Here is a 19,489-nt window from a genome sequence, read left to right as displayed (position 1 = left end):
TGGGAGGTATGCAGAACGGGATGCACACCGACACCGAGCGCTGCGTGCGCGCCGTCCAGTCGAAGGACGCCCGCTTCGACGGCTGGTTCTTCACCGCGGTGCTGACCACGCGGATCTACTGCCGGCCGAGTTGCCCCGTCGTGCCGCCGAAGCCGGAGAACATGACGTTCTACCCGAGCGCCGCAGCCTGCCAGCAAGCCGGATTCCGAGCCTGCAAGCGGTGCCGCCCCGACACCAGCCCCGGCTCGCCCGAGTGGAACCAGCGCGCCGACCTCGTGGCCCGCGCGATGCGGCTCATCAGCGACGGGATCGTGGACCGCGAGGGCGTGCCGGGCCTCGCGACACGGCTCGGCTACAGCACCCGGCAGATCGAACGCCAGCTCCTCGCCGAACTGGGCGCAGGACCGCTCGCCCTCGCCCGCGCCCAGCGCGCCCAGACGGCACGGCTGCTCATCGAGACGACCCCGCTCCCGATGGCCGACATCGCCTTCGCGGCGGGCTTCTCCTCCATCCGCACCTTCAACGACACGGTCCGCGAGGTCTTCGCCCTCGCCCCGAGCGAGCTGCGCACCAGGGCGCCGAGGAACCGGGCGAGCAGCACCAACTCGTCGGGCGCGCCAGGGGTGTTGAGCCTCCGGCTGCCCTTTCGGTCCCCGCTCAACCCCGACAACCTCTTCGGCCACCTCGCCGCCACCGCCGTACCCGGCGTCGAGGAGTGGCGCGACGGCGCGTACCGGCGCACCCTGCGTCTGCCCTACGGCCACGGCGTCGTCGCACTCACCCCGACGGCCGACCACATCGGCTGCCGGCTCACCCTCACCGACATGCGCGACCTGACCGTCGCCATCAGCCGCTGCCGCCGCATGCTCGACCTGGACGCCGACCCGGTCGCGGTCGACGACCAACTGCGTACGGACCCCCTGCTGGCGCCGCTCGTCGACAAGGCGCCGGGCCGCCGCGTGCCGCGTACGGTCGACGAGGCCGAGTTCGCCGTACGGGCCGTGCTCGGCCAGCAGGTCTCCACGGCGGCGGCCCGTACGCACGCGGCCCGGCTGGTCACGGCGCACGGCGAAGCGGTCGACGACCCCGAGGGCGGGCTCACGCACCTCTTCCCGTCCGCCGAGTCGCTGGCGGCCCTCGACCCCGAGGCCCTCGCCATGCCGGCCACCCGCCGGGCCACCCTCACCACACTCGTCCACCAACTGGCCGACGGCACCCTCCACTTGGGCGTGGAGAGCGACTGGGCGGAGAGCAGGGCCCGGCTGCTCGCACTGCCCGGCTTCGGACCGTGGACCGTCGACGTCATCGCCATGCGCGCCCTCGGCGATCCCGACGCCTTCCTGCCCACCGACCTCGGAGTCCGGCGCGCCGCCCAGGAGTTGGGCCTGCCGTCCACCCCCGCCGCGCTCACGGCACGCGCCGCCAACTGGCGGCCCTGGCGCGCCTACGCCGTCCAGTACCTGTGGGCGACCGACAGCCACCCCATCAACTTCCTTCCCGCGTAAGCCGGAAGACCCCCAGAAGACCCCCAGAAGACCCAAGGACGCCCAGTGAAACAGCACACTGTCATCGACAGCCCGTACGGCCTGCTCACCCTCGTCGCCACCGACGGCGTACTGTCCGGGCTCTACATGACCGACCAACGACACCGACCACCCGAGGAGACCTTCGGCGAACCGGACGACACGCCCTTCACCGAGGCCATCGACGAACTACGCGCCTATTTCGCGGGCGAGTTGAAGGAGTTCACCGTCGAACTCCACCTGGACGGCACCCCGTTCCAACGCTCCGTCTGGGAACAGCTCCAGAAGATCCCGTACGGCGAGACCCGTTCGTACGGCGAACTCGCCGACGCCCTCGGCAATCCGGCCGCATCCCGCGCGGTCGGCCTCGCCAACGGCAAGAACCCGCTGGGGATCATCGTGCCCTGTCATCGGGTCGTCGGCGCGAACGGCAGCCTGACGGGCTACGGCGGCGGCCTGGAGCGCAAGCGGCAACTGCTGGACTTCGAACGGGGCGAGGCGGACCCGGCCCTGTTCTGACCTCTGAAACGGGCGACCGCCCCGTTCCGCTCCGCGGCCCGGCTCCCGCTCAGTCGGCCAACTCCCGCAGCAGCTTGGGCAGGGCGGTGCCGATCGGCTCCCGGACGACCTCGTCGGCCCTGTCGTCGTACGGGGTCGGGTCGGCGTTGACGATGATCAGGCGGGCGCCGTGGTCGGCGGCGACCCCGGCGAGGCCCGCGGCGGGCTGTACCTGAAGGCTGGTGCCGACGGCGACGAACACCTGGCAGGCCTTGGCGATCGCGACCGCCTCGCCGAGCACCACCGGGTCGAGCCGCTCCCCGAACATGACGGTCGCCGACTTCAGGATCCCGCCGCACTCCAGGCACGGCGGATCCGCCTCCCCGGCCTCGGCCCGGGCGAGGGCGTCCTCCATCGGCCCCCGCGCGTGGCACTTCGTGCACACGACACTCTGCGCCGTGCCGTGCAGTTCGAGCACCTTGCGCGCGGGCATTCCGGCCAGCTGGTGCAGCCCGTCCACGTTCTGCGTGATCACCCGGACCGGTACCCCGGTCCGCTCCAGGTCGGCCACGGCCCGGTGCGCGGCGTTCGGCTCCGCCTGAAGGGTGCGGTTCTGCCGCCGCAGCTGCCAGGACCGACGCCGGATCTCCGGATCGCCCATGTAGTACTCGTACGTCACGAGCCTCTGCGCTTCCGGATCCCGCCGCCACAGCCCGTTCGGACCGCGATAGTCGGGGATCCCGGAATCGGTGGAGACGCCCGCGCCACTGAGGAGCGCGACGAGAGGCTTGTTCATGAGGCTGAGGGTAGGACGCGTGTCCACGTGGGGCGAGCGGATATCGGCGCCTCCCGAGAGCACGCGTCGCGCCTGGGCAGGGAGGGTCGTGAGGAACCCGGAGGCTCAGGTCACGGGATGTCCGTTCTCCAGTTCCAGCGTCCCCGCGCCCTCCGCCAGCACGTTCAGCCCGGCGAGTACGCGCAGGCCCAGGGAGCCCGACAGGTACTCGGAGAGCTCCTCGCGCGACACGAGGCGCCAGGACAGCAGCTCCTCCTCCTGGAGGCGGATCGCCTTGAACTGGTCCTCCGACAGCACGCCTCCGTCGTACAGGTACGCCACGATCGGTGGTCGCGTCGTGCCGGGCACCCAGTCCACCGCGAGCAGCCGGCCGACCTCCAGGTCCAGGCCGATCTCCTCCAGCGTCTCCCGGCGGGCGCCCTGTCGCGGGGTCTCGCCGTCGTCGGACTCGACGGTCCCGCCGGGCAGCGCCCAGCCCTCGCGGTAGTTGGGCTCGACAAGGAGCACCCGGCCCTCGGTGTCACGGATGAGCGAGGCGGCACCGACGAGGACACGGGGGAGCCCCGCGATGTACGTGGCGTAGTCAGAAGTCGTCATTCGTCAAGCGTAACGAGGCCGGTGCGGCGGTCGGGAAAGATCACCCGGGAGTAATCCTTACGAGGTCACCGCCCCGGTGGGCAGGTCGGCACGCACCGCCAACCGCACTGTCCGCTCCGCCAGTTCACTGATCCGTACACCGTCGAAACCGAACACCGCGCTGTGCACGGTGTCTTCCAGCGGGACCGTCCACTGCGAGGGGATCGCGGCGGCTCCGCGCAGGACGCCCGCGACGGAACCCGCGGTCGCGCCGTTCGAGTCGGTGTCCAGGCCGCCGCGGACCGTGAGGGCGATGGAGCGGGTGAAGTCGCCCTCGCCGTACAGGAGTCCGGCCGTCAGGACGGCGGCGTTCGGAATCGTGTGGATCCAGCCGAGACCCGCAGTCTCCTTCGCCAGTGTGTCGAGTGTGTCCTCCCAGTCCAGCCGGGCCTCGTGCAGCGTCAACACCCGGCGCACGGTACGCGCCAGGCGGCTGCTCGGCGGGATCACCGTGAGCGCGGTGTCCAGGGCGTCCCGTACGGTCGGCGCGGTGAACGCGGCGGCCACCAGCGCCGCCGCCCACATCGCCCCGTACACACCGTTCCCGGTATGGGACAGAACCGCGTCCCGGCGGGCCAGCGAGGCCGCGCGCCGGGGCAGGCCCGGACTGGTCCAGCCATGGACGTCGGCGCGGATGAGGGCACCGATCCACTCCTGGTACGGGTTGTCGTAGGTCGCCGTCAGCGGCGGCCTCAGCCCGTTCGCGAGGTTCCGGTACGCGGCGCGCTCCGCCGTGAACGTCTGCAGATACGGCAGCCGCAGCAGCCACAGGTCGCCCACCTGCTCCGTACTGAAGCCGAAGCCGTGCGTCTCCAGGAGGTGCAGCCCGAGGATCGCGTAGTCGACGTCGTCGTCCCGGCAGCTGCCGTGGATCCTGCCGCGTACGCAGCTCCGCCACTCCGGACGCAGCACGAACTCGTCGCTCTGACCGGCCGGCTCCGGCAGGTAGTCCGTCAGGGGCAAGGCGTCGGCCTGCCGCAGGTAGCGGTCGATGCGGTCCCGCGTCCAGTGGTCGCCCTGCTCCACCGGTTTGCCGAGCATGTTGCCCGCGATCCGGCCCAGCCAGCCGCCGAGGACGCGGTCCGCGAGATCGTCAACGTCCACAGGGGTCATACACCCGGTGTACCGAATTCCGGCCGGTCCCGCCCGGTGTACGTAAATCCGGCACTACGCCACATGAGAGGCTCGTCGGGTTTTAGTCGTATTGCGGTTGGGGGTCCCGGAATCCGGTGCCCCATGAACTGGGAGATCCATGAAGTCGATGAGCCGTACGACCGTCCTGGCGGCCGGTGCCGCCGCCGCAGTCGTCGCCGTCCTGTCCGTCACCGGTGCGGCGCCCGCGCAGGCGGCGCCCGCCGAGCCTCTGGTGAACACCGGGGACATCGGTGTGCGGACCGGGGACGTCGATGCCATGGAGGACATCCTGGAGCACATCAGCGTGCCGTTCGGAGGCAGCGGGACGCTGACGCATCAGCTGTACGACTCACGCGGCGCCGACGCCGGCTGACCGGCCGCCGCTGTCCGGGACGTGAGAACCGCGCTGGGCAGCGGCCGCCTCCTCCGGTTAGGGTCGCAGCGGCGCGACTGCCTTGACGTGTGCAAGGCCCGAAGAGCAAGGGGAATGCAAAGGTGGCTGACGCTGCAGTGAATCGGACCCGGAGCCAGACCCAGCGGGTGCTCATCGCCGCGGACAAGTTCAAGGGCTCGCTCACGGCCGTGCAGGTGGCCGAGCGGGTGACGGCCGGACTGCGCAGGGTCGCACCGCACGTCGAGGTCGAGGCGCTGCCGGTCGCCGACGGCGGTGACGGCACGGTCGACGCGGCGGTCGCCGCCGGGTTCGAGCGGCGTGAGGTACGGGTCGCCGGGCCCCTCGGAGACGAGATCGCCGCCGCGTTCGCGCTGCGCGGCGACACCGCGGTCGTGGAGATGGCCGAGGCCAGCGGGCTCCAGCGGCTGCCCGCCGGGACCTTCGCACCGCTCACGTCGTCCACGTACGGGTCCGGGGAACTGCTCCGGGCCGCGCTGGACGCCGGGGCGCGGACGATCGTGTTCGGCGTCGGCGGCAGCGCCACGACGGACGGCGGGGCCGGGATGCTGGCGGCGCTCGGGGCGCGGTTCCTCGACGAGGAGGGCGAGCCGGTGCCGCCCGGGGGAGGCTCTCTGGTGCAGCTCGCGACGGCGGACCTGTCCGGCCTCGACCCCCGCCTCTCCTCCGTCGATGTCGTCCTCGCGAGTGACGTGGACAATCCGCTGACCGGGCCCAAGGGGGCGCCGGCGGTGTACGGGCCCCAGAAGGGGGCCTCGCCCGACGACGTGGCGGCGCTGGACGAGGGGCTCGCGCACTTCGCCGCGGTGCTGGAGAAGACGATCGGGTCGAAGGCTGCGGAATACGCGATCGCGCCTGGGGCCGGGGCGGCGGGGGGTATCGGGTACGGGGCTCTGGTGGGCCTGGGTGCGAGTTTCCGCCCCGGTATCGAGGTCATGCTCGACGTGCTCGGCTTCGCGCCCGCGGTTGAGCGGGCCACGCTGGTGATCACCGGCGAGGGTTCCCTCGACGAGCAGACCCTGCACGGCAAGGCTCCCGCCGGGGTCGCGGCTGCCGCGCGTGCCGCCGGCAAGGAGGTCATCGCCGTGTGCGGGCGCCTCGCGCTCCCGCCGGAGGCGCTCGGCAGGGCGGGTATCCGTCGCGCCTACCCGCTGACGGACGCCGAGCCGGACGTGGCGCGCTGCATCGCCGAGGCGGGCCCGATCCTGGAGGACGTGGGGGAACGGATCGGCGAGGATTTTCTGAGCTGAGCTGAGCTGAGGGGGATGGGGCGGCGGGGGCGAAAACCCCTACCCCAACCGATACGCATCCAGCGCCAACGTCATCTCGATCAGATCCCGCGGCCGCGCCAACGACCGGGACGTCAGCTGTTCCAACCGTCGCAGCCGGTTGAACACCGTGTTCCGGTGGCAGTACAGACGCCCGGCCGCCCGCCCGGCAGACCCCTCGCACGAGAGCCACACATCCAACGTCTCCAACAACACAGCCCGATCCCCCGGTTCGAGCTCCAGCAGTGACCCGAACACGTCCGACACAAGCCGCCCCGCCAATTCCGGCTGGCTCACGACGAGCGCCGTCGGCATCCGCTGATCGAGCCGCACAACGGCCGTCGCGTCCGGCGGACACGTCCGGAGCGCGAGCTCGGCCAGCCGCCGCGCCCGCCCCAGCTCGGCGAGCCCGGCCACGACCGGACTGATCCCGCCGGGACCCGAACAACGGCCGTCCAACGCCCGCGCGACCCCGTCGAGCCCCTGCCCGTCCGCAAGGGCCACCACCCCCACCTCACAGTCGGCCCGCATCCGCCAGATGAACCGGAATCCCTCCCCCTCCACGGGCCGCCGATACGACTCCCGTTCCCGCCGTTCGGAACGCAGCACGACCACGGCATACGGACCCCGCTCGGGAAGATCGAGCCCGGCGGCTGCCCGAGCCGCAAGCCCGGGCGCCTCCTGCCCTTCGAGAAGCGCGTCGAGCAATGCCTGAAGCCGCTCGTCGGTGCGTCGGCGAAGCTCCATCTCGGTCGCCCGGTACGCCTCGGTCGCCACGGCGGCCTGCGCGTCCACGGCCGACCACACCATGGTCGCCGAACGCATCAGCACCGCCAGCCGCTCAGGCTCCTGCCCGGCCACCCCCTCCATCAACGCGTCCCACACCAGATACCCCGCGGCGCGGTACGCGTGCACCAGTAACTCCAGCGGCAACCCCTGCTGGGCCCGCCGCCGCCCCGCCTCCTCCGCGTACTCCAGGTCACGGCGGGGCGAGTCCCGGGGCGCGGACATCGTCTGGATCCCGATCCGCATCGCCTCCTCGGCCTCCCGCCACTGCTGGTCGTACGGCAGGAACTCCCCGTAGACGGGGGAGTGTTCGGCAAGCTGCCGCATGTGCTCGTCGACGAGCTCCGGCAGTCGTTCCAGTAGCGCTGTGCAGGATTCGGCGAGCAGCTTCCAATCATGACCGGTACGCCTTCTGCGGGCTCCCATGGCCGGAGGATGTCACCGGTGAGCCACCCCGAACAGGCCCCTGACACGCGGTGTTGTGCGCGCGCACAACACACGGCCGCGCCCGCTGGTCACCCGCAGCGATTCGCCCGCGCCCCGTGGACGGGCGGCCTCGGCCGGTGCTGTGGTGAGCGCCACACGGGGCGAGAACAAGGGGAGTTCGATGGGCGGTTCGGGCGGTTCACGCAGTTCGGGAGGCTCAGGAGGTTCTTCGGGTGGTTCAGGTGGTTCAGGTGGTACGGGTGGTTCCGGGCTCGTCGTTCGTGACCTGTCGGTCGGATACGGTCCCGTACGCGCACTCCGCCAGGTGTCCCTGGAGGTACCCGAAGGTGCCGTGGTCACCGTCCTAGGCGGCAACGGCGCGGGCAAGTCGACCCTGCTCCGGGCGGTCTGCCGCACGCTGTCCTTCCACGGCGGCGCGGTCACCGGTGGCACGGTGACCCTGAACGGCCGCCGTCTCGACGGGCTGTCGCCGGACCGTGTCGTCGCCGCCGGAGTGTCCCAAATCCCGGAAGGGCGGCGGGTGTTTGCCCGGATGACCGTCGCCGACAACCTGCGTGCCGGCGCACTGGGCGCCACCGGCGGTCGCGCCGGACGAGCCGCCGCCCTGCGCCGCGTCCACGAACTGTTCCCCGTCCTCGCCGACCGCGCCCAGCAGCGCGCGGGCCTGCTGTCGGGCGGAGAACAGCAGATGCTCGCGGTCGGCCGCGGCCTGATGGCCGCCCCGCGCATGATGCTGCTCGACGAACCGTCCCTCGGACTCGCCCCGTTGATGGCCGAGCGGATCGCCGACACCGTACGGGAGATCAACACCCAGGGCACCTCGATCCTGCTCGTCGAACAGAACGCCGCCCTCGCCCTGCGGCTCGCCTCCCGCGCGTACGTCCTCGAAGTCGGCGAAGTCACCCTGTCGGGGCCCGCGGACGAACTGGCCGCCTCCGACGAGGTGCGCCGCCGCTACCTGGGCGTCGTCGACGAGGACGCGGCGGCCGACGCCGAGCGGGCCCGCACCACGCATCCAGCGCTGACCCGCTGGAAGGGGTGAGCGCCGGATGCCGAGCGACGCCACACCCAACGGTGCCAGTCCCAGCGGTGCCACACCCAACGGTGCCAGTCCCAGCGATGCCAGTCCGAGCGACGCGGGGCCGAGCGATGCGGGGCCGAGCGATGCCAGTCCGAGCGGCGACGAGCCCGGCCCCGCCCCCCAGAGACCCACGCCGCACGCCCCGGACGTCCCGCCGCTCCACGTAAGGGAGTTGACCGTCCGCTTCGCCGGGCTCACCGCCCTGGACGCCGTCAGCTTCACCGTCAACCCCGGCACCGTCCACGCCCTCATCGGCCCCAACGGCGCCGGAAAGTCCACCTGTTTCAACGTCCTGTCCGGTGTCTACCGCGCCAGCGGCGGCAGCGTCCTCTTCGGCGAGCACGAACTGACCGGCATGCCTCCGCACCGCATCGCCGATCTGGGCGTCGCCCGTATCTTCCAGAACCTCGCGCTGCCCCCGCTCGCCACGGTCGAGGACAGCCTGCTCCTCGGACGTCACCGGATCACCCGAACCGGCTTCCTGGCAGCGGGACTTCGCCTTCCCTCGGCGGCCCGCGAGGAGCACCGGCACCGTGAACGCGTACGTGAGATCGCCGAGTTCGTCGGCATCTCGCCCTACCTCGGCCGCCCGGCGGGCTCCCTCCCGTACGGGCAGCAGAAGCTCGCCGAACTCGCCCGTGCCCTCTGCATGGAGCCGCGACTGCTGCTCCTGGACGAGCCGGTCGCGGGCATGACCGCCGACGAACGCCGCCGAACAGCCGCCGTGATAGCGGGAGTTCGCGACAGCCTCGGCATCTCGATCGTCCTGGTGGAACACGACATGGGGGTGGTGATGCGGCTCGCGGACGCGGTGACCGTACTCGACTTCGGGCGCCTGATCGCGGACGGCGCCCCCAGCGACGTACAGAACGATCCGGCGGTCGTACGCGCCTACCTGGGAGAGCGACCCGAGGGGTCCGGGGGACCCGAGAGGTCCGGGAGGTCGGCAGGACCCGGGGGACCCGAACACCCCGACGGACTCAGGGGAGAGGAGAACGCCTCGTGAGCACCTTCGCCGAACTCCTCCTCAACGGCGTGTCGATGGGGTCGGTCTACGCCCTCATCGCCCTCGGCTTCGTGGTCATCTTCCGGGCCACCGAGGTCGTCAACTTCGCCCATGCGTCTCTGTTGTTGGCGGGCGGGTACGTCACCGCGACCCTCCACGACGACATCGGCTTCTGGCCCGCGCTGCTGGTCGGGATCGCCGGGGCCGCTGTGGTCGGCGCGGCCGTGGAGTTCCTGGTGATGCGCCGCTACCGGGGGTCCGACCACAGCGTCCTCGCCATCGTCACGATCGGCGTCGACATCCTGCTCACCACCGAACTGACCCGCCGCATCGGCACGGACGTCCTGCCCCTCGGCGACCCGTGGGGCGACGCCGTACTCACCCTCGGCCCCATCTCCCTGGCCCACACGCGCATCGCCGCCTTCGTGGCCGCGGCACTGCTCATCACCGTCTTCCTGCTCGCGTTCCGCTACACCTCCTGGGGCGTCGCGATGCGGGCCGCCGCCGAGAGCCCCGAGACGGCCGCGCTGATGGGCGTACGGCTCGGCAGGGTGTCGCTCGGGGCGTGGGCCGTGGCCGGCGCCCTTGCGGCCGTGGCCGCGCTGTTCCTGACCGTCTTCCCGACACCCGGCCTGGAGAGAGCCACTTCGCTCGCCGCCCTCAAGGCCTTCCCCGCCGCGATACTCGGCGGCCTCGACTCCACGACGGGCGCGCTCGTCGGCGGACTGCTCGTCGGCGTCACCGAGTCCCTGGCCACCGGCTACCAGAGTGAACTGACCTTTCTGGGGCGGGGGTTGGGCGATCTGGCTCCGTACCTCGTGATGACGGTGATCCTGCTCATCCGGCCCGCCGGGCTGTTCGGCACGAAGGAGCTCGCCCGTGTCTGAGGCCCTCGTGAGACCGCTGCGATCCGCTGCCCGCACCCGTACGTACCTCTGGGCCGCCGGAGCGATCCTCCTGCTCGCCCTGCCCTTCTACCTGGACCGGTTCTGGCTCCAGGCCGGGCTGTTCGCGATGGCCGCCGCGATCGGGGCGATCGGCATCAACCTCCTCACCGGCTCCACGGGCCAACTCTCCATGGGCCACGCCTTCTTCCTCGCGGTCGGCGCGTACGGCTACTGCGTGTTCGCCGCGGAGGGTGGTGACGGGCTGACCGGCCTCGGCCTGCCGACCTGGCTCGCGGCCGTCCTCGCGGTCCTCGTCGCGGGCCTGGCGGGCGGCCTGTTCAGCCCCATCGCGGGACGGCTGCGCGGCGCCTACCTGGGCATCGCCACACTCGCGCTGATCTTCATCGGCCAGCACGTGCTGTTCAACGCCCGCGACCTCACCGGCGGCTTCAACGGCCGCGACGTACCGCCCCTGAGCCTCTTCGGACTCACCTTCGACGACCGCGAACTCGTCGTCGCCGCCGTGCCGTTCGGCTCGGCGGAGAAGCTCTGGTACGCGGGACTCGTCCTCCTCCTCGGCTGCGCGCTCTTCGCCCGCGGGGTGCTGCGCGGCCGCCCCGGACGCGCCATGAACGCGATCCGTGACCATCGCATCGCGGCCGGCGTCATCGGCGTCCCCGTCGCCCGCTACCGCGCCGCGGTCTTCGTCCTGTCATCGATGTACGCGGGCCTCGCGGGCGTCCTGCTCGCCCTGGTCTTCCAGCGGACGGTGCCGGACTACTTCGGCATCACGCTGTCGCTCGAATACCTCGCCATGATCGTCATCGGCGGGCTCGGTTCGGTCTCGGGGGCAGTGGTCGGGGCCGCGTTCGTCTCCCTGCTGCCGCAGCTGCTGACCCGCTACAGCGATGCGCTGCCCCTGGTCTCCGCCCCCGGCACGGGCGGGATCGCACCGGGCGAGGCATCCCGCTACCTCTACGGCGCCGCCGTCGTCGCGGTGGTGCTCTTCCTGCCCGGCGGCCTGGTCAGGACGGCTGCCGGGCGTCGCGTCAGGACCGGTTCACGCTCCATCCCAGGGGAGGAACGATGAGGACGACATACGCCGCCCGGGTGACCGCAGGCGCGCTCGCCGCGCTGCTCGTGCTGGCCGGGTGCAGCTCCAAGGCCAAGGACACCGACAACGACAGCAAGGACAAGGGGACGGCCGCGGGCGAGGTGAAGACCGGCGACGGCATCTCCGGCAAGACCATCACGCTAGGCGTCCTCACCGACATGACCGGCGTGTACGCGACCCTCGGCAAGAGCGTCACCCAGGCCCAGCAGCTGTATGTGAAGCAGTTGAACGCCGACGGCGGTGTCTGCGGCTACAAGGTCGCCCTCACCGTCCGTGACCACGGTTACGACCCGCAGAAGGCCCTCGCCGGGTACACCGAGCTGGAGCCGAAGGTGCTCGGCTTCACGCAGTTCATCGGCTCGCCGTTCGTCGCCTCGGTCAAGCAGCGCATCGACAGCCAGGACAAGGGCCTGGTCCTGCCGCAGGCCTGGTCGGCCACCCTGCTCGGCAGCCCGTACATCCGGGTCATCGGATCCACGTACGACATCGAGACGATCAACGCCGTCGACTTCCTGATGAAGGAGAAGGGCATCAAGAAGGGCGACAAGATCGGGCACGTCTACTTCGAGGGCGACTACGGGGAGAGCGCGCTGGTCGGCTCGAAGCACATCGCGAAGGAGGCCGGGCTGACCGTCGTCGAGCAGAAGATCAAGCCGACCGACAACGACATGACCGCCCAGGTCGCCGCCCTGAAGAAGGCAGGCGTCAAGGCGGTCGTGATCAGCGCGGGCCCGCGCCAGGCGGCCTCACTGGTCGGCGTCGCCGCGGCCGGCGGCTTCGGCGTCCCGATCATCGGCAACAACTCGGCCTTCGCCCCGCAGCTCCTGGCGACCCAGGCGGGCCCGGCCCTGATGAAGAACTACTACGTGGCCTCGCCCTCGCTGCCCATCGGCGCGGACACCCCGGAGGCGCAGAAGCTGGTGGCCGACTACAAGGCGGCGTACCCGAAGGACGCCCTCGACAACGGCGTCGTCGCCGGCTGGACGGCGGTCTCCGCCTTCGGCGAGGCACTCAAGAAGGCCTGCGAGTCCAAGGACCTGACCCGCGAGGGCGTGGACAAGGCCCTCCTCACGATCAACTCCCTCGACACGGGCTTCGGCATCCCCCAGGACTTCACCGACCCCAATGCCCCCTCCTCCAAACAGAGCGTCATCCTCCAGCCCGACAAAACGGTGACAGGCGGCATGAAGGTGGTCAGGGACGCGGAGGCGTCGGACGTGGCGGCGAAGTACACACCGGGTACCTAAGAGACGGCCCTGGCTGTTGGCTTTCAGGGGCGCGGGGCTGTGACATTTTGCGGCTCCTCCCCCACTCTCGGCTTCGCTCGAGCGGGGGGACCCCCACCGTGGGCGCGACAAGCCCCCACCGACCCGCACCCGCACACGCACCCGAAGTCACCCCACACGAAGGGCCCCGAACCAACAGGTTCGGGGCCCTTCGAGTCACACCAAAAAACACCTACGGCAGCTGCGCAGCCCGCGCCTCCCGCCGATTGTCACGAAAATTGTTCACCCTCCGAGCGGTAGCGAAGAGGGGAATCACCGCAGCGGTCACCAGCTGCAGCGCACAGCCCGTCTGAAGCAGAAGCTGCCCACCGGGCGCGTCGAAGGCCCAGGCCGCCAGCAGCGCCATGCTCGTGACGATCCACGAGAGCATCGCCACGGCGAGTCGCCCCCGCGGCTTCGGGTACTCGACCCGGCTCACCATCAGCCACGCGGTGCCGATGATCGCCATGAGCGTGGCGACGAACGGCAGCTCGAGCAGCACGATGGAGACGACGGTCAGCGCGCCGAACGGCGACGGCATGCCCTGGAACGTGCCGTCCTTGACCGTCACGCAGGAGAATCTCGCGAGCCGGAGCACGACAGCCAGCAGGACCACGATGGCCCCCACCGCCGCCACCCGCTGGTGTGCGTCGTCGGCGACCATGCCGTAGACCAGCACGAAGTACGCGGGAGCCAGACCGAAGCTGATCAGGTCGGAGAGGTTGTCCAGCTCCGCGCCCATGGGGGAGGAGCGCAGCTTGCGGGCGACCAGTCCGTCGAACAGGTCGAAGACCGCGGCGCAGAGCATCAGGATCACGGCGGTGGCTGCGCTGTGCCGCGCCATGCCCGTCTCCTGGCTGCCCGTGAGGTGCGGGATCAGGATGCCGGTGGTGGTGAAGTACACCGCCATGAAGCCGCAGGTGGCGTTACCGAGTGTGAGGGTGTCCGCTATCGAGAGGCGGAGAGAGAGGGGCATCTCCTCCTCGTCGTCCACCTCGTCTGCCTCGGGCACCCACCCGGCCTGTGTCTCGGGATCAATCACGGTCAATTCGAGTCACCCCAGCCACGGTCTTCTGACCGACCTCCACGTCGACCTCGACACCCTCGGGGAGGTAGATGTCGACGCGCGACCCGAAACGGATCAGCCCGATCCGGTCGCCCTGCTCGACCTTCGTGCCCTGAGGGATGTACGGCACGATACGCCGCGCGACCGCACCGGCGATCTGGATCATCTCGATGTCGCCGAGCTCGGTGTCGAAGTGCCAGACAACGCGCTCGTTGTTCTCGCTCTCCTTGTTGAACGCCGGAACGAACCCGCCGGGGACGTGCTCGACCGACGTCACCGTGCCGGCGAGAGGCGCACGGTTGACGTGGACGTTCAGCGGGCTCATGAAGATCGCGACGCGGGTGCGACCGTCCTTCCACGGCATGATGCTCTGCACCACACCGTCGGCCGGGGAGATCACCCGGCCCGGGGCGATCTCGCGCTCGGGGTCGCGGAAGAACCACAGCATGCCCGCCGCCAGTGCGGTGGCGGGCACGGCGACGGCCTTGGCGGCGCCGGACTTGCGCGCGCGTACCAGGCTGAGGGCTGCGGTGGCGACGGTCGGCAGGAGCCACGGCGATGCTCCGCGCGCAATACGTACGCCTGCCAGGCTGTCGCGTGGTGCAGAGGTTTGGCTGTGGGGCATGGATGACCTTCGTAGCGGATGATGCCGCGCTGCAACGGGGGACGGCGGCTTTCCCGGGATCGTACCGGTCGCGGGCCACAACTGGGCAAGCCGAGAAGCCGAGTCGGCGTCCGAAGAGCGTTGACGGGGTGTGATGTTCTTCTCGATGAAAGCACCCCGAATCGGTATATCTAGCCCTGGAGCCGATACTCTTCGAGCAACCTGCGTCCGATGATCATTTTCTGGATCTCGGCGGTACCTTCGCCGATGAGCAGCATCGGTGCCTCGCGGTAGAGGCGCTCGATCTCGTACTCCTTGGAGAAGCCGTAGCCGCCGTGGATTCGGAAGGCGTCTTCCACCACCTCTTTGCAGTATTCGGAGGCGAGGTACTTCGCCATCCCTGCCTCGAGGTCGTTTCGCTCCCCGGAGTCCTTTTTGCGTGCCGCGTTCACCATCATGGCATGGGCGGCCTCGACCTTGGTAGCCATCTCGGCCAGCTTGAACTGGATGGCCTGGTGCTGGGCGATCTGTTTGCCGAAAGTGTGACGCTGCTGGGCATAGGAGACACCCAGCTCAAATGCACGCTGAGCGACACCGCAGCCACGTGCCGCCACATTGACGCGGCCGACCTCGACTCCGTCCATCATTTGGTAAAACCCTCGGCCGGTGGTCCCGCCGAGCACGCGATTGGCCGGAATGCGCAGGTCGTCCATGATGAGCTCGGTGGTGTCGACGCCCTTGTAGCCCATCTTGTCGATCTTCCCCGGGATGGTCAGGCCGGGGCGGACCTCACCGAAACCGGGCTCCTTCTCCACCAGGAAGGTCGTCATCGACTTGTGGGGCGCCGTGCCCTCGGGGTGGCCTTCGTCACTCTTCACCAGAACGGCCACGAGCGTCGACGTACCGCCATTCGTCAGCCACATCTTCTGACCGTTCAGGACATACTCTTCGCCGTCCTTCACCGCCTTCGACGTGATCGCCGAAACGTCCGAGCCGAGTGCCGGCTCCGACATGGAGAACGCGCCGCGCACCTCGCCTGCCGCCATCCGCGGCAGGAAGTACTCCCGCTGCTCCTGCGTGCCGTGCTGCTTGAGCATGTACGCCACGATGAAGTGCGTGTTGATGATCCCGGAGACGGACATCCAGCCCCGGGCGATCTCCTCGACACACAGCGCGTACGTCAGCAGGGACTCGCCCAGACCCCCGTACTCCTCGGGGATCATCAGGCCGAACAGGCCCAACTCCTTGAGCCCGTCGACGATTTGCTGCGGATACTCGTCGCGGTGCTCCAGTTCGGTCGCGACCGGGATGATCTCCTTGTCCACGAAGTCCCGGACAGTGGAGAGGATCTCCCGCTGGACGTCGGTCAGACCTGCGGTCTGGGCGAGTCGCGCCATGGCTACTTCACCTGTTCCTTGAGCTGTGAATCAGGGGTATCGCCCCGCAGGGGCGTCGTTTGAGGGTGATGGTGGGAGACGGGCGGGCGGCCGGGCTGCTCGCCGCCGCGCTCCTTGATGTACGTCTCGGTGGGGACCATCACCTTGCGGCGGAACACACAGACCAGCGTGCCGTCCTGCTTGTAGCCCTTGGTCTCGACGTGGACGATCCCGCGGTCGTTCTTCGACTTCGACGGGGTCTTGTCGAGGACCGTGGTCTCGCCGTAGATCGTGTCGCCGTGGAAGGTCGGCGCCACGTGCTTCAGCGACTCGACCTCCAGGTTGGCGATCGCCTTGCCCGACACGTCCGGCACGGACATGCCCAGCAGGAGCGAGTAGATGTAGTTGCCGACCACCACGTTCTTGCCGAAGTCCGTCGTGTTCTCGGCGTAGTTGGCGTCCATGTGGAGCGGGTGGTGGTTCATCGTCAGGAGACAGAAGAGGTGGTCGTCGTACTCCGTGACCGTTTTCCCGGGCCAGTGCTTGTAGACCGCGCCGACCTCGAACTCCTCGTAGGTGCGTCCGAACTGCATGGTGCTCAGGCCTCCGGGGCTTCGAACTTGCTGGTGCGCTCCATGCCGGCGGCCCGGCCCTTGCCCGAGATGACCAGGGCCATCTTGCGGCTGGCCTCGTCGATCATCTCGTCGCCGAGCATCGCGGAGCCCTTCTTGCCGCCCGCCTCGGACGTGTAGTAGTCGTACGCGTCCAGGATCAGCTCGGCGTGGTCGAAGTCGTCCTGGGAGGGCGAGAAGATCTCGTTGGACGCCTCGACCTGGCCCGGGTGCAGAACCCACTTGCCGTCGAAACCGAGAGCCGCGGCACGGCCGGCGACCTCGCGGTAGCCGTCGACGTTGCGGATCTGGAGGTAGGGGCCGTCGATCGCCTGGAGGTTGTTGGCGCGGGCGGCCATCAGGATCTTCATCAGGATGTAGTGGTAGGCGTCCGCCGGGTAGCCGGGCGGCTGCTCGCCCACGACCAGCGACTTCATGTTGATCGACGCCATGAAGTCGGCCGGGCCGAAGATGATCGTCTCGACACGTTGACTGGCAGACGCGATCTCATTGACGTTGTTGAGGCCCTGGGCGTTCTCGATCTGCGCCTCAATACCGATCTTGCCGACCTCGAAGCCCATCGTCTTCTCGATCTGCGTCAGGAGCAGATCCAGCGCGACCACCTGCTGGGCGTCCTGCACCTTCGGCAGCATGATGCAGTCGAGATTGGGGCCCGCACCCTCGACGACGGTGACGACATCGCGGTACGTCCACTCGGTCGTCCAGTCGTTGACCCGCACGACCCGCGTCTTGCCCGTCCAGTCGCCCTCGTTGAGGAACTTGACGATGGTGTGCCGCGCCTCGGGCTTGGCCAGCGGCGCGCACGCGTCCTCCAGGTCCAGGAAGACCTGGTCGGCCGGGAGGCCCTGCGCCTTCTCCAGAAAGCGGGGGTTGCTGCCCGGCACCGCGAGGCAGGAGCGACGCGGACGCAGACGGTTGACAGGGCTGGTCATGCGGTGACCTCCAGTGGGTCGAGCTTGTTCGCTTTCCGGATCTCGTCGACGATACGGCCGATGATCCCCGTGATGTCGAAGTCCTTCGGGGTGAAGACCGCGGCCACTCCGGCGGCCCTGAGCTGCTCGGCGTCCGTGTTCGGGATGATCCCGCCCGCGATCACCGGGATGTCGGCCGCACCGGCCTCGCGCAGCCGCTCCAGCACATCCGGCACCAGCCGCGCGTGCGAGCCGGACAGGATGGAGAGCCCGACGCCGTGTACGTCCTCGGCGACGGCCGCGTCCACGATCTGCTCGGGCGTGAGCCGGATGCCCTGGTAGACCACCTCGAACCCGGCGTCCCGGGCCCGTACGGCGATCTGCTCGGCGCCGTTGGAGTGCCCGTCCAGGCCCGGCTTGCCCACCAGGAAGCGGAGCTTGCCGACGCCCATCTCCTTCGCGGTCAGCTCCACCTTGCGGCGGACCAGGGCCATCGCCGTACCCTCCTCGGCGGTCACCGCGACGGGCGCTGACGAGACACCGGTGGGGGCGCGGAACTCACCGAACACCTCGCGCAGGGCACCGGCCCACTCGCCGGTCGTGGCCCCCGCACGGGCGCACTCCAGGGTGGCCTCCATGAGGTTGTCGGTGCCCTTCGCGGCCTCCTTCAGCCGGTCCAGCGCCTTACAGGGGCGCGGGTGGTTGAAGGGGGGCTGGTAGCGGGTGTCGCGCCAGTCCTTGAGGGCGGCGACGACCCTGGCCTCGACCGCCGGGTCGACCGTCTGGATCGCGGCGTCCAGGTCGGCGGTGAGCGGGTTCGGCTCGGTCGACTCGAAGATGTTGACGCCGACGATCTTCTCGTCACCGGACTCGATACGGGCCCGGCGCTCGGCGTGCGACGAGACGAGCTGAGACTTCAGATAGCCCGACTCGACGGCCGCCATCGCGCCGCCCATCTCCTGGATCCGGTCGATCTCGGCGAACGAGTCCTCGACCAGCTGGGAGACCTTGGCCTCGATGACGTGCGAGCCGTCGAAGATGTCCGCGTACTCCAGCAGGTCGCTCTCGTACGCGAGCACCTGCTGCATGCGCAGGGACCACTGCTGGTCCCAGGGGCGGGGCAGGCCCAACGCCTCGTTCCAGGCGGGCAGTTGGACGGCACGCGCGCGTGCGTCCTTCGAGAGGGTCACGGCCAGCATCTCCAGCACGATCCGCTGGATGTTGTTCTCGGGCTGGGCCTCGGTCAGGCCGAGCGAGTTGACCTGGACCCCGTACCGGAAGCGGCGGTGCTTGGGGTTCTCGATCCCGTACCGCTCGCGCGTGATCCTGTCCCAGATGCGGCCGAACGCCCGCATCTTGCACATCTCCTCGACGAAGCGGACGCCCGCGTTCACGAAGAAGGAGATGCGTGCGACGACGTCACCCCTGCGGTCCTCGGCGATCTGCCCGGACGCGAACACCGCGTCCAGGACGGCGATCGCGGTCGACATCGCGTACGCGATCTCCTGGACCGGGGTGGCTCCCGCCTCCTGGAGGTGGTAGCTGCAGATGTTGATCGGGTTCCACTTGGGGATGTTGTTGACCGTGTAGCAGATCATGTCCGTCGTCAGACGGAGCGAGGGCACCGGCGGGAAGACGTGCGTCCCCCGCGACAGGTACTCCTTCACGATGTCGTTCTGGGTCGTCCCCTGGAGCTCGGTGATGTCGGCACCGTGCTCCTCGGCGACGACCTGGTAGAGCGCCAGCAGCCACATGGCGGTGGCGTTGATGGTCATCGAGGTGTTCATCTGCTCCAGGGGGATGTCCTGGAACAGCCGGCGCATGTCACCGACGTGCGAGACGGGCACGCCGACCCGGCCGACCTCGCCGCGGGCGAGGATGTGGTCGGGGTCGTAGCCGGTCTGCGTCGGCAGGTCGAAGGCGACCGACAGACCCGTCTGGCCCTTGGCGAGGTTGCGCCGGTACAGCTCGTTGGACGCCTCGGCCGTGGAGTGACCGGCGTACGTGCGCATGAGCCACGGCCGGTCCTTCTGGCGCTCAGTCATGG

The 19,489-nt window shown here is 69.8% G+C and carries 19 protein-coding genes; 9 read left to right on the top strand and 10 right to left on the bottom strand.

The features are described 5' to 3' along the window. The first annotated feature begins 8 nt into the window (after positions 1-8). Entirely contained in the window at positions 9-1,505 is a 1,497-nt protein-coding gene (locus OHA11_RS07570) for an AlkA N-terminal domain-containing protein (protein WP_323186536.1), read from the top strand. A 45-nt stretch (positions 1,506-1,550) separates the two neighbouring features. Then, the gene (locus OHA11_RS07565) at positions 1,551-2,042 is read left to right on the top strand and encodes a methylated-DNA--[protein]-cysteine S-methyltransferase (protein WP_266493264.1); all 492 of its coding nucleotides are present in this window, start codon (positions 1,551-1,553) and stop codon (positions 2,040-2,042) included. A 49-nt stretch (positions 2,043-2,091) separates the two neighbouring features. On the opposite strand, the gene OHA11_RS07560 is transcribed toward OHA11_RS07565, so the two are convergent. The 3 genes from OHA11_RS07560 to OHA11_RS07550 all read right to left on the bottom strand — a co-directional run bounded on the left by OHA11_RS07560 (position 2,092) and on the right by OHA11_RS07550 (position 4,566). Next, the gene (locus tag OHA11_RS07560; RefSeq protein WP_266493261.1) at positions 2,092-2,817 is read right to left on the bottom strand and encodes a Sir2 family NAD-dependent protein deacetylase; all 726 of its coding nucleotides are present in this window, start codon (positions 2,815-2,817) and stop codon (positions 2,092-2,094) included. Between the two features lie 105 nt (positions 2,818-2,922). Next, on the bottom strand, positions 2,923-3,414 hold the full coding sequence (locus OHA11_RS07555) for an NUDIX hydrolase (RefSeq protein WP_266493260.1): 492 nt from the start codon (positions 3,412-3,414) through the stop codon (positions 2,923-2,925). 57 nt (positions 3,415-3,471) lie between these two features. Beyond that, positions 3,472-4,566 carry an ADP-ribosylglycohydrolase family protein gene (locus OHA11_RS07550; RefSeq protein ID WP_266493259.1) on the bottom strand — a complete coding sequence of 365 codons (1,095 nt, stop codon included), beginning with the start codon at positions 4,564-4,566 and terminating at the stop codon, positions 3,472-3,474. A gap of 139 nt (positions 4,567-4,705) precedes the next feature. Between OHA11_RS07550 and OHA11_RS07545 the strand changes: the two genes are divergently transcribed. Both OHA11_RS07545 and OHA11_RS07540 read left to right on the top strand, forming a co-directional pair. Then, a complete protein-coding gene (locus OHA11_RS07545) occupies positions 4,706-4,960 on the top strand; it encodes a hypothetical protein (protein ID WP_266493257.1) in 255 nt (84 codons plus the stop codon). Between the two features lie 167 nt (positions 4,961-5,127). Further along, on the top strand, positions 5,128-6,249 hold the full coding sequence (locus tag OHA11_RS07540) for a glycerate kinase (protein ID WP_266507026.1): 1,122 nt from the start codon (positions 5,128-5,130) through the stop codon (positions 6,247-6,249). 39 nt (positions 6,250-6,288) lie between these two features. On the opposite strand, the gene OHA11_RS07535 is transcribed toward OHA11_RS07540, so the two are convergent. Further along, positions 6,289-7,479 (bottom strand): CdaR family transcriptional regulator, encoded by a 1,191-nt coding sequence (locus OHA11_RS07535; protein WP_266493255.1) that lies wholly within the window; start codon positions 7,477-7,479, stop codon positions 6,289-6,291. Between the two features lie 286 nt (positions 7,480-7,765). Between OHA11_RS07535 and OHA11_RS07530 the strand changes: the two genes are divergently transcribed. The 5 genes from OHA11_RS07530 (at position 7,766) to OHA11_RS07510 (ending at position 12,835) form a co-directional block, all read left to right on the top strand. Beyond that, positions 7,766-8,542: an ABC transporter ATP-binding protein gene (locus OHA11_RS07530; RefSeq protein ID WP_266507024.1), complete on the top strand. Its 777-nt coding sequence runs from the start codon at positions 7,766-7,768 to the stop codon at positions 8,540-8,542. Positions 8,543-8,753: 211 nt separating this feature from the next. Continuing rightward, positions 8,754-9,587 (top strand): ABC transporter ATP-binding protein, encoded by an 834-nt coding sequence (locus tag OHA11_RS07525; protein ID WP_266493252.1) that lies wholly within the window; start codon positions 8,754-8,756, stop codon positions 9,585-9,587. Then, a complete protein-coding gene (locus OHA11_RS07520) occupies positions 9,584-10,474 on the top strand; it encodes a branched-chain amino acid ABC transporter permease (protein WP_266493250.1) in 891 nt (296 codons plus the stop codon). Before OHA11_RS07525 ends, OHA11_RS07520 begins: the two co-directional genes overlap by 4 nt. Then, entirely contained in the window at positions 10,467-11,564 is a 1,098-nt protein-coding gene (locus OHA11_RS07515) for a branched-chain amino acid ABC transporter permease (RefSeq protein ID WP_266493248.1), read from the top strand. The genes OHA11_RS07520 and OHA11_RS07515 overlap by 8 nt, the downstream gene beginning before the upstream one ends. After that, positions 11,561-12,835 (top strand): ABC transporter substrate-binding protein, encoded by a 1,275-nt coding sequence (locus OHA11_RS07510; protein WP_266493245.1) that lies wholly within the window; start codon positions 11,561-11,563, stop codon positions 12,833-12,835. The genes OHA11_RS07515 and OHA11_RS07510 overlap by 4 nt, the downstream gene beginning before the upstream one ends. A 211-nt stretch (positions 12,836-13,046) precedes the next feature. On the opposite strand, the gene pssA is transcribed toward OHA11_RS07510, so the two are convergent. From pssA to OHA11_RS07480, 6 genes are all read right to left on the bottom strand, one after another. Continuing rightward, positions 13,047-13,865, bottom strand: coding sequence for a CDP-diacylglycerol--serine O-phosphatidyltransferase (gene pssA, locus OHA11_RS07505; RefSeq protein ID WP_266507022.1), 819 nt, complete (start codon positions 13,863-13,865; stop codon positions 13,047-13,049). A gap of 22 nt (positions 13,866-13,887) precedes the next feature. Next, positions 13,888-14,544 (bottom strand): phosphatidylserine decarboxylase, encoded by a 657-nt coding sequence (locus OHA11_RS07500; protein ID WP_266493243.1) that lies wholly within the window; start codon positions 14,542-14,544, stop codon positions 13,888-13,890. 170 nt (positions 14,545-14,714) lie between these two features. Beyond that, a complete protein-coding gene (locus OHA11_RS07495; protein WP_266493241.1) occupies positions 14,715-15,920 on the bottom strand; it encodes an acyl-CoA dehydrogenase family protein in 1,206 nt (401 codons plus the stop codon). Between the two features lie 2 nt (positions 15,921-15,922). Beyond that, entirely contained in the window at positions 15,923-16,492 is a 570-nt protein-coding gene (locus tag OHA11_RS07490) for a MaoC family dehydratase (RefSeq protein WP_266493238.1), read from the bottom strand. A 5-nt stretch (positions 16,493-16,497) separates the two neighbouring features. After that, on the bottom strand, positions 16,498-17,463 hold the full coding sequence (locus tag OHA11_RS07485; protein WP_266493237.1) for a CoA ester lyase: 966 nt from the start codon (positions 17,461-17,463) through the stop codon (positions 16,498-16,500). Beyond that, positions 17,460-19,487: a protein meaA gene (locus OHA11_RS07480; protein WP_266493234.1), complete on the bottom strand. Its 2,028-nt coding sequence runs from the start codon at positions 19,485-19,487 to the stop codon at positions 17,460-17,462. Before OHA11_RS07480 ends, OHA11_RS07485 begins: the two co-directional genes overlap by 4 nt. Positions 19,488-19,489: the final 2 nt, after the last annotated feature.

This window comes from Streptomyces sp. NBC_00878 (assembly GCF_026341515.1).
GTDB lineage: Bacteria > Actinomycetota > Actinomycetes > Streptomycetales > Streptomycetaceae > Streptomyces.
This window is presented reverse-complemented; position numbering and strand designations above follow the sequence as displayed.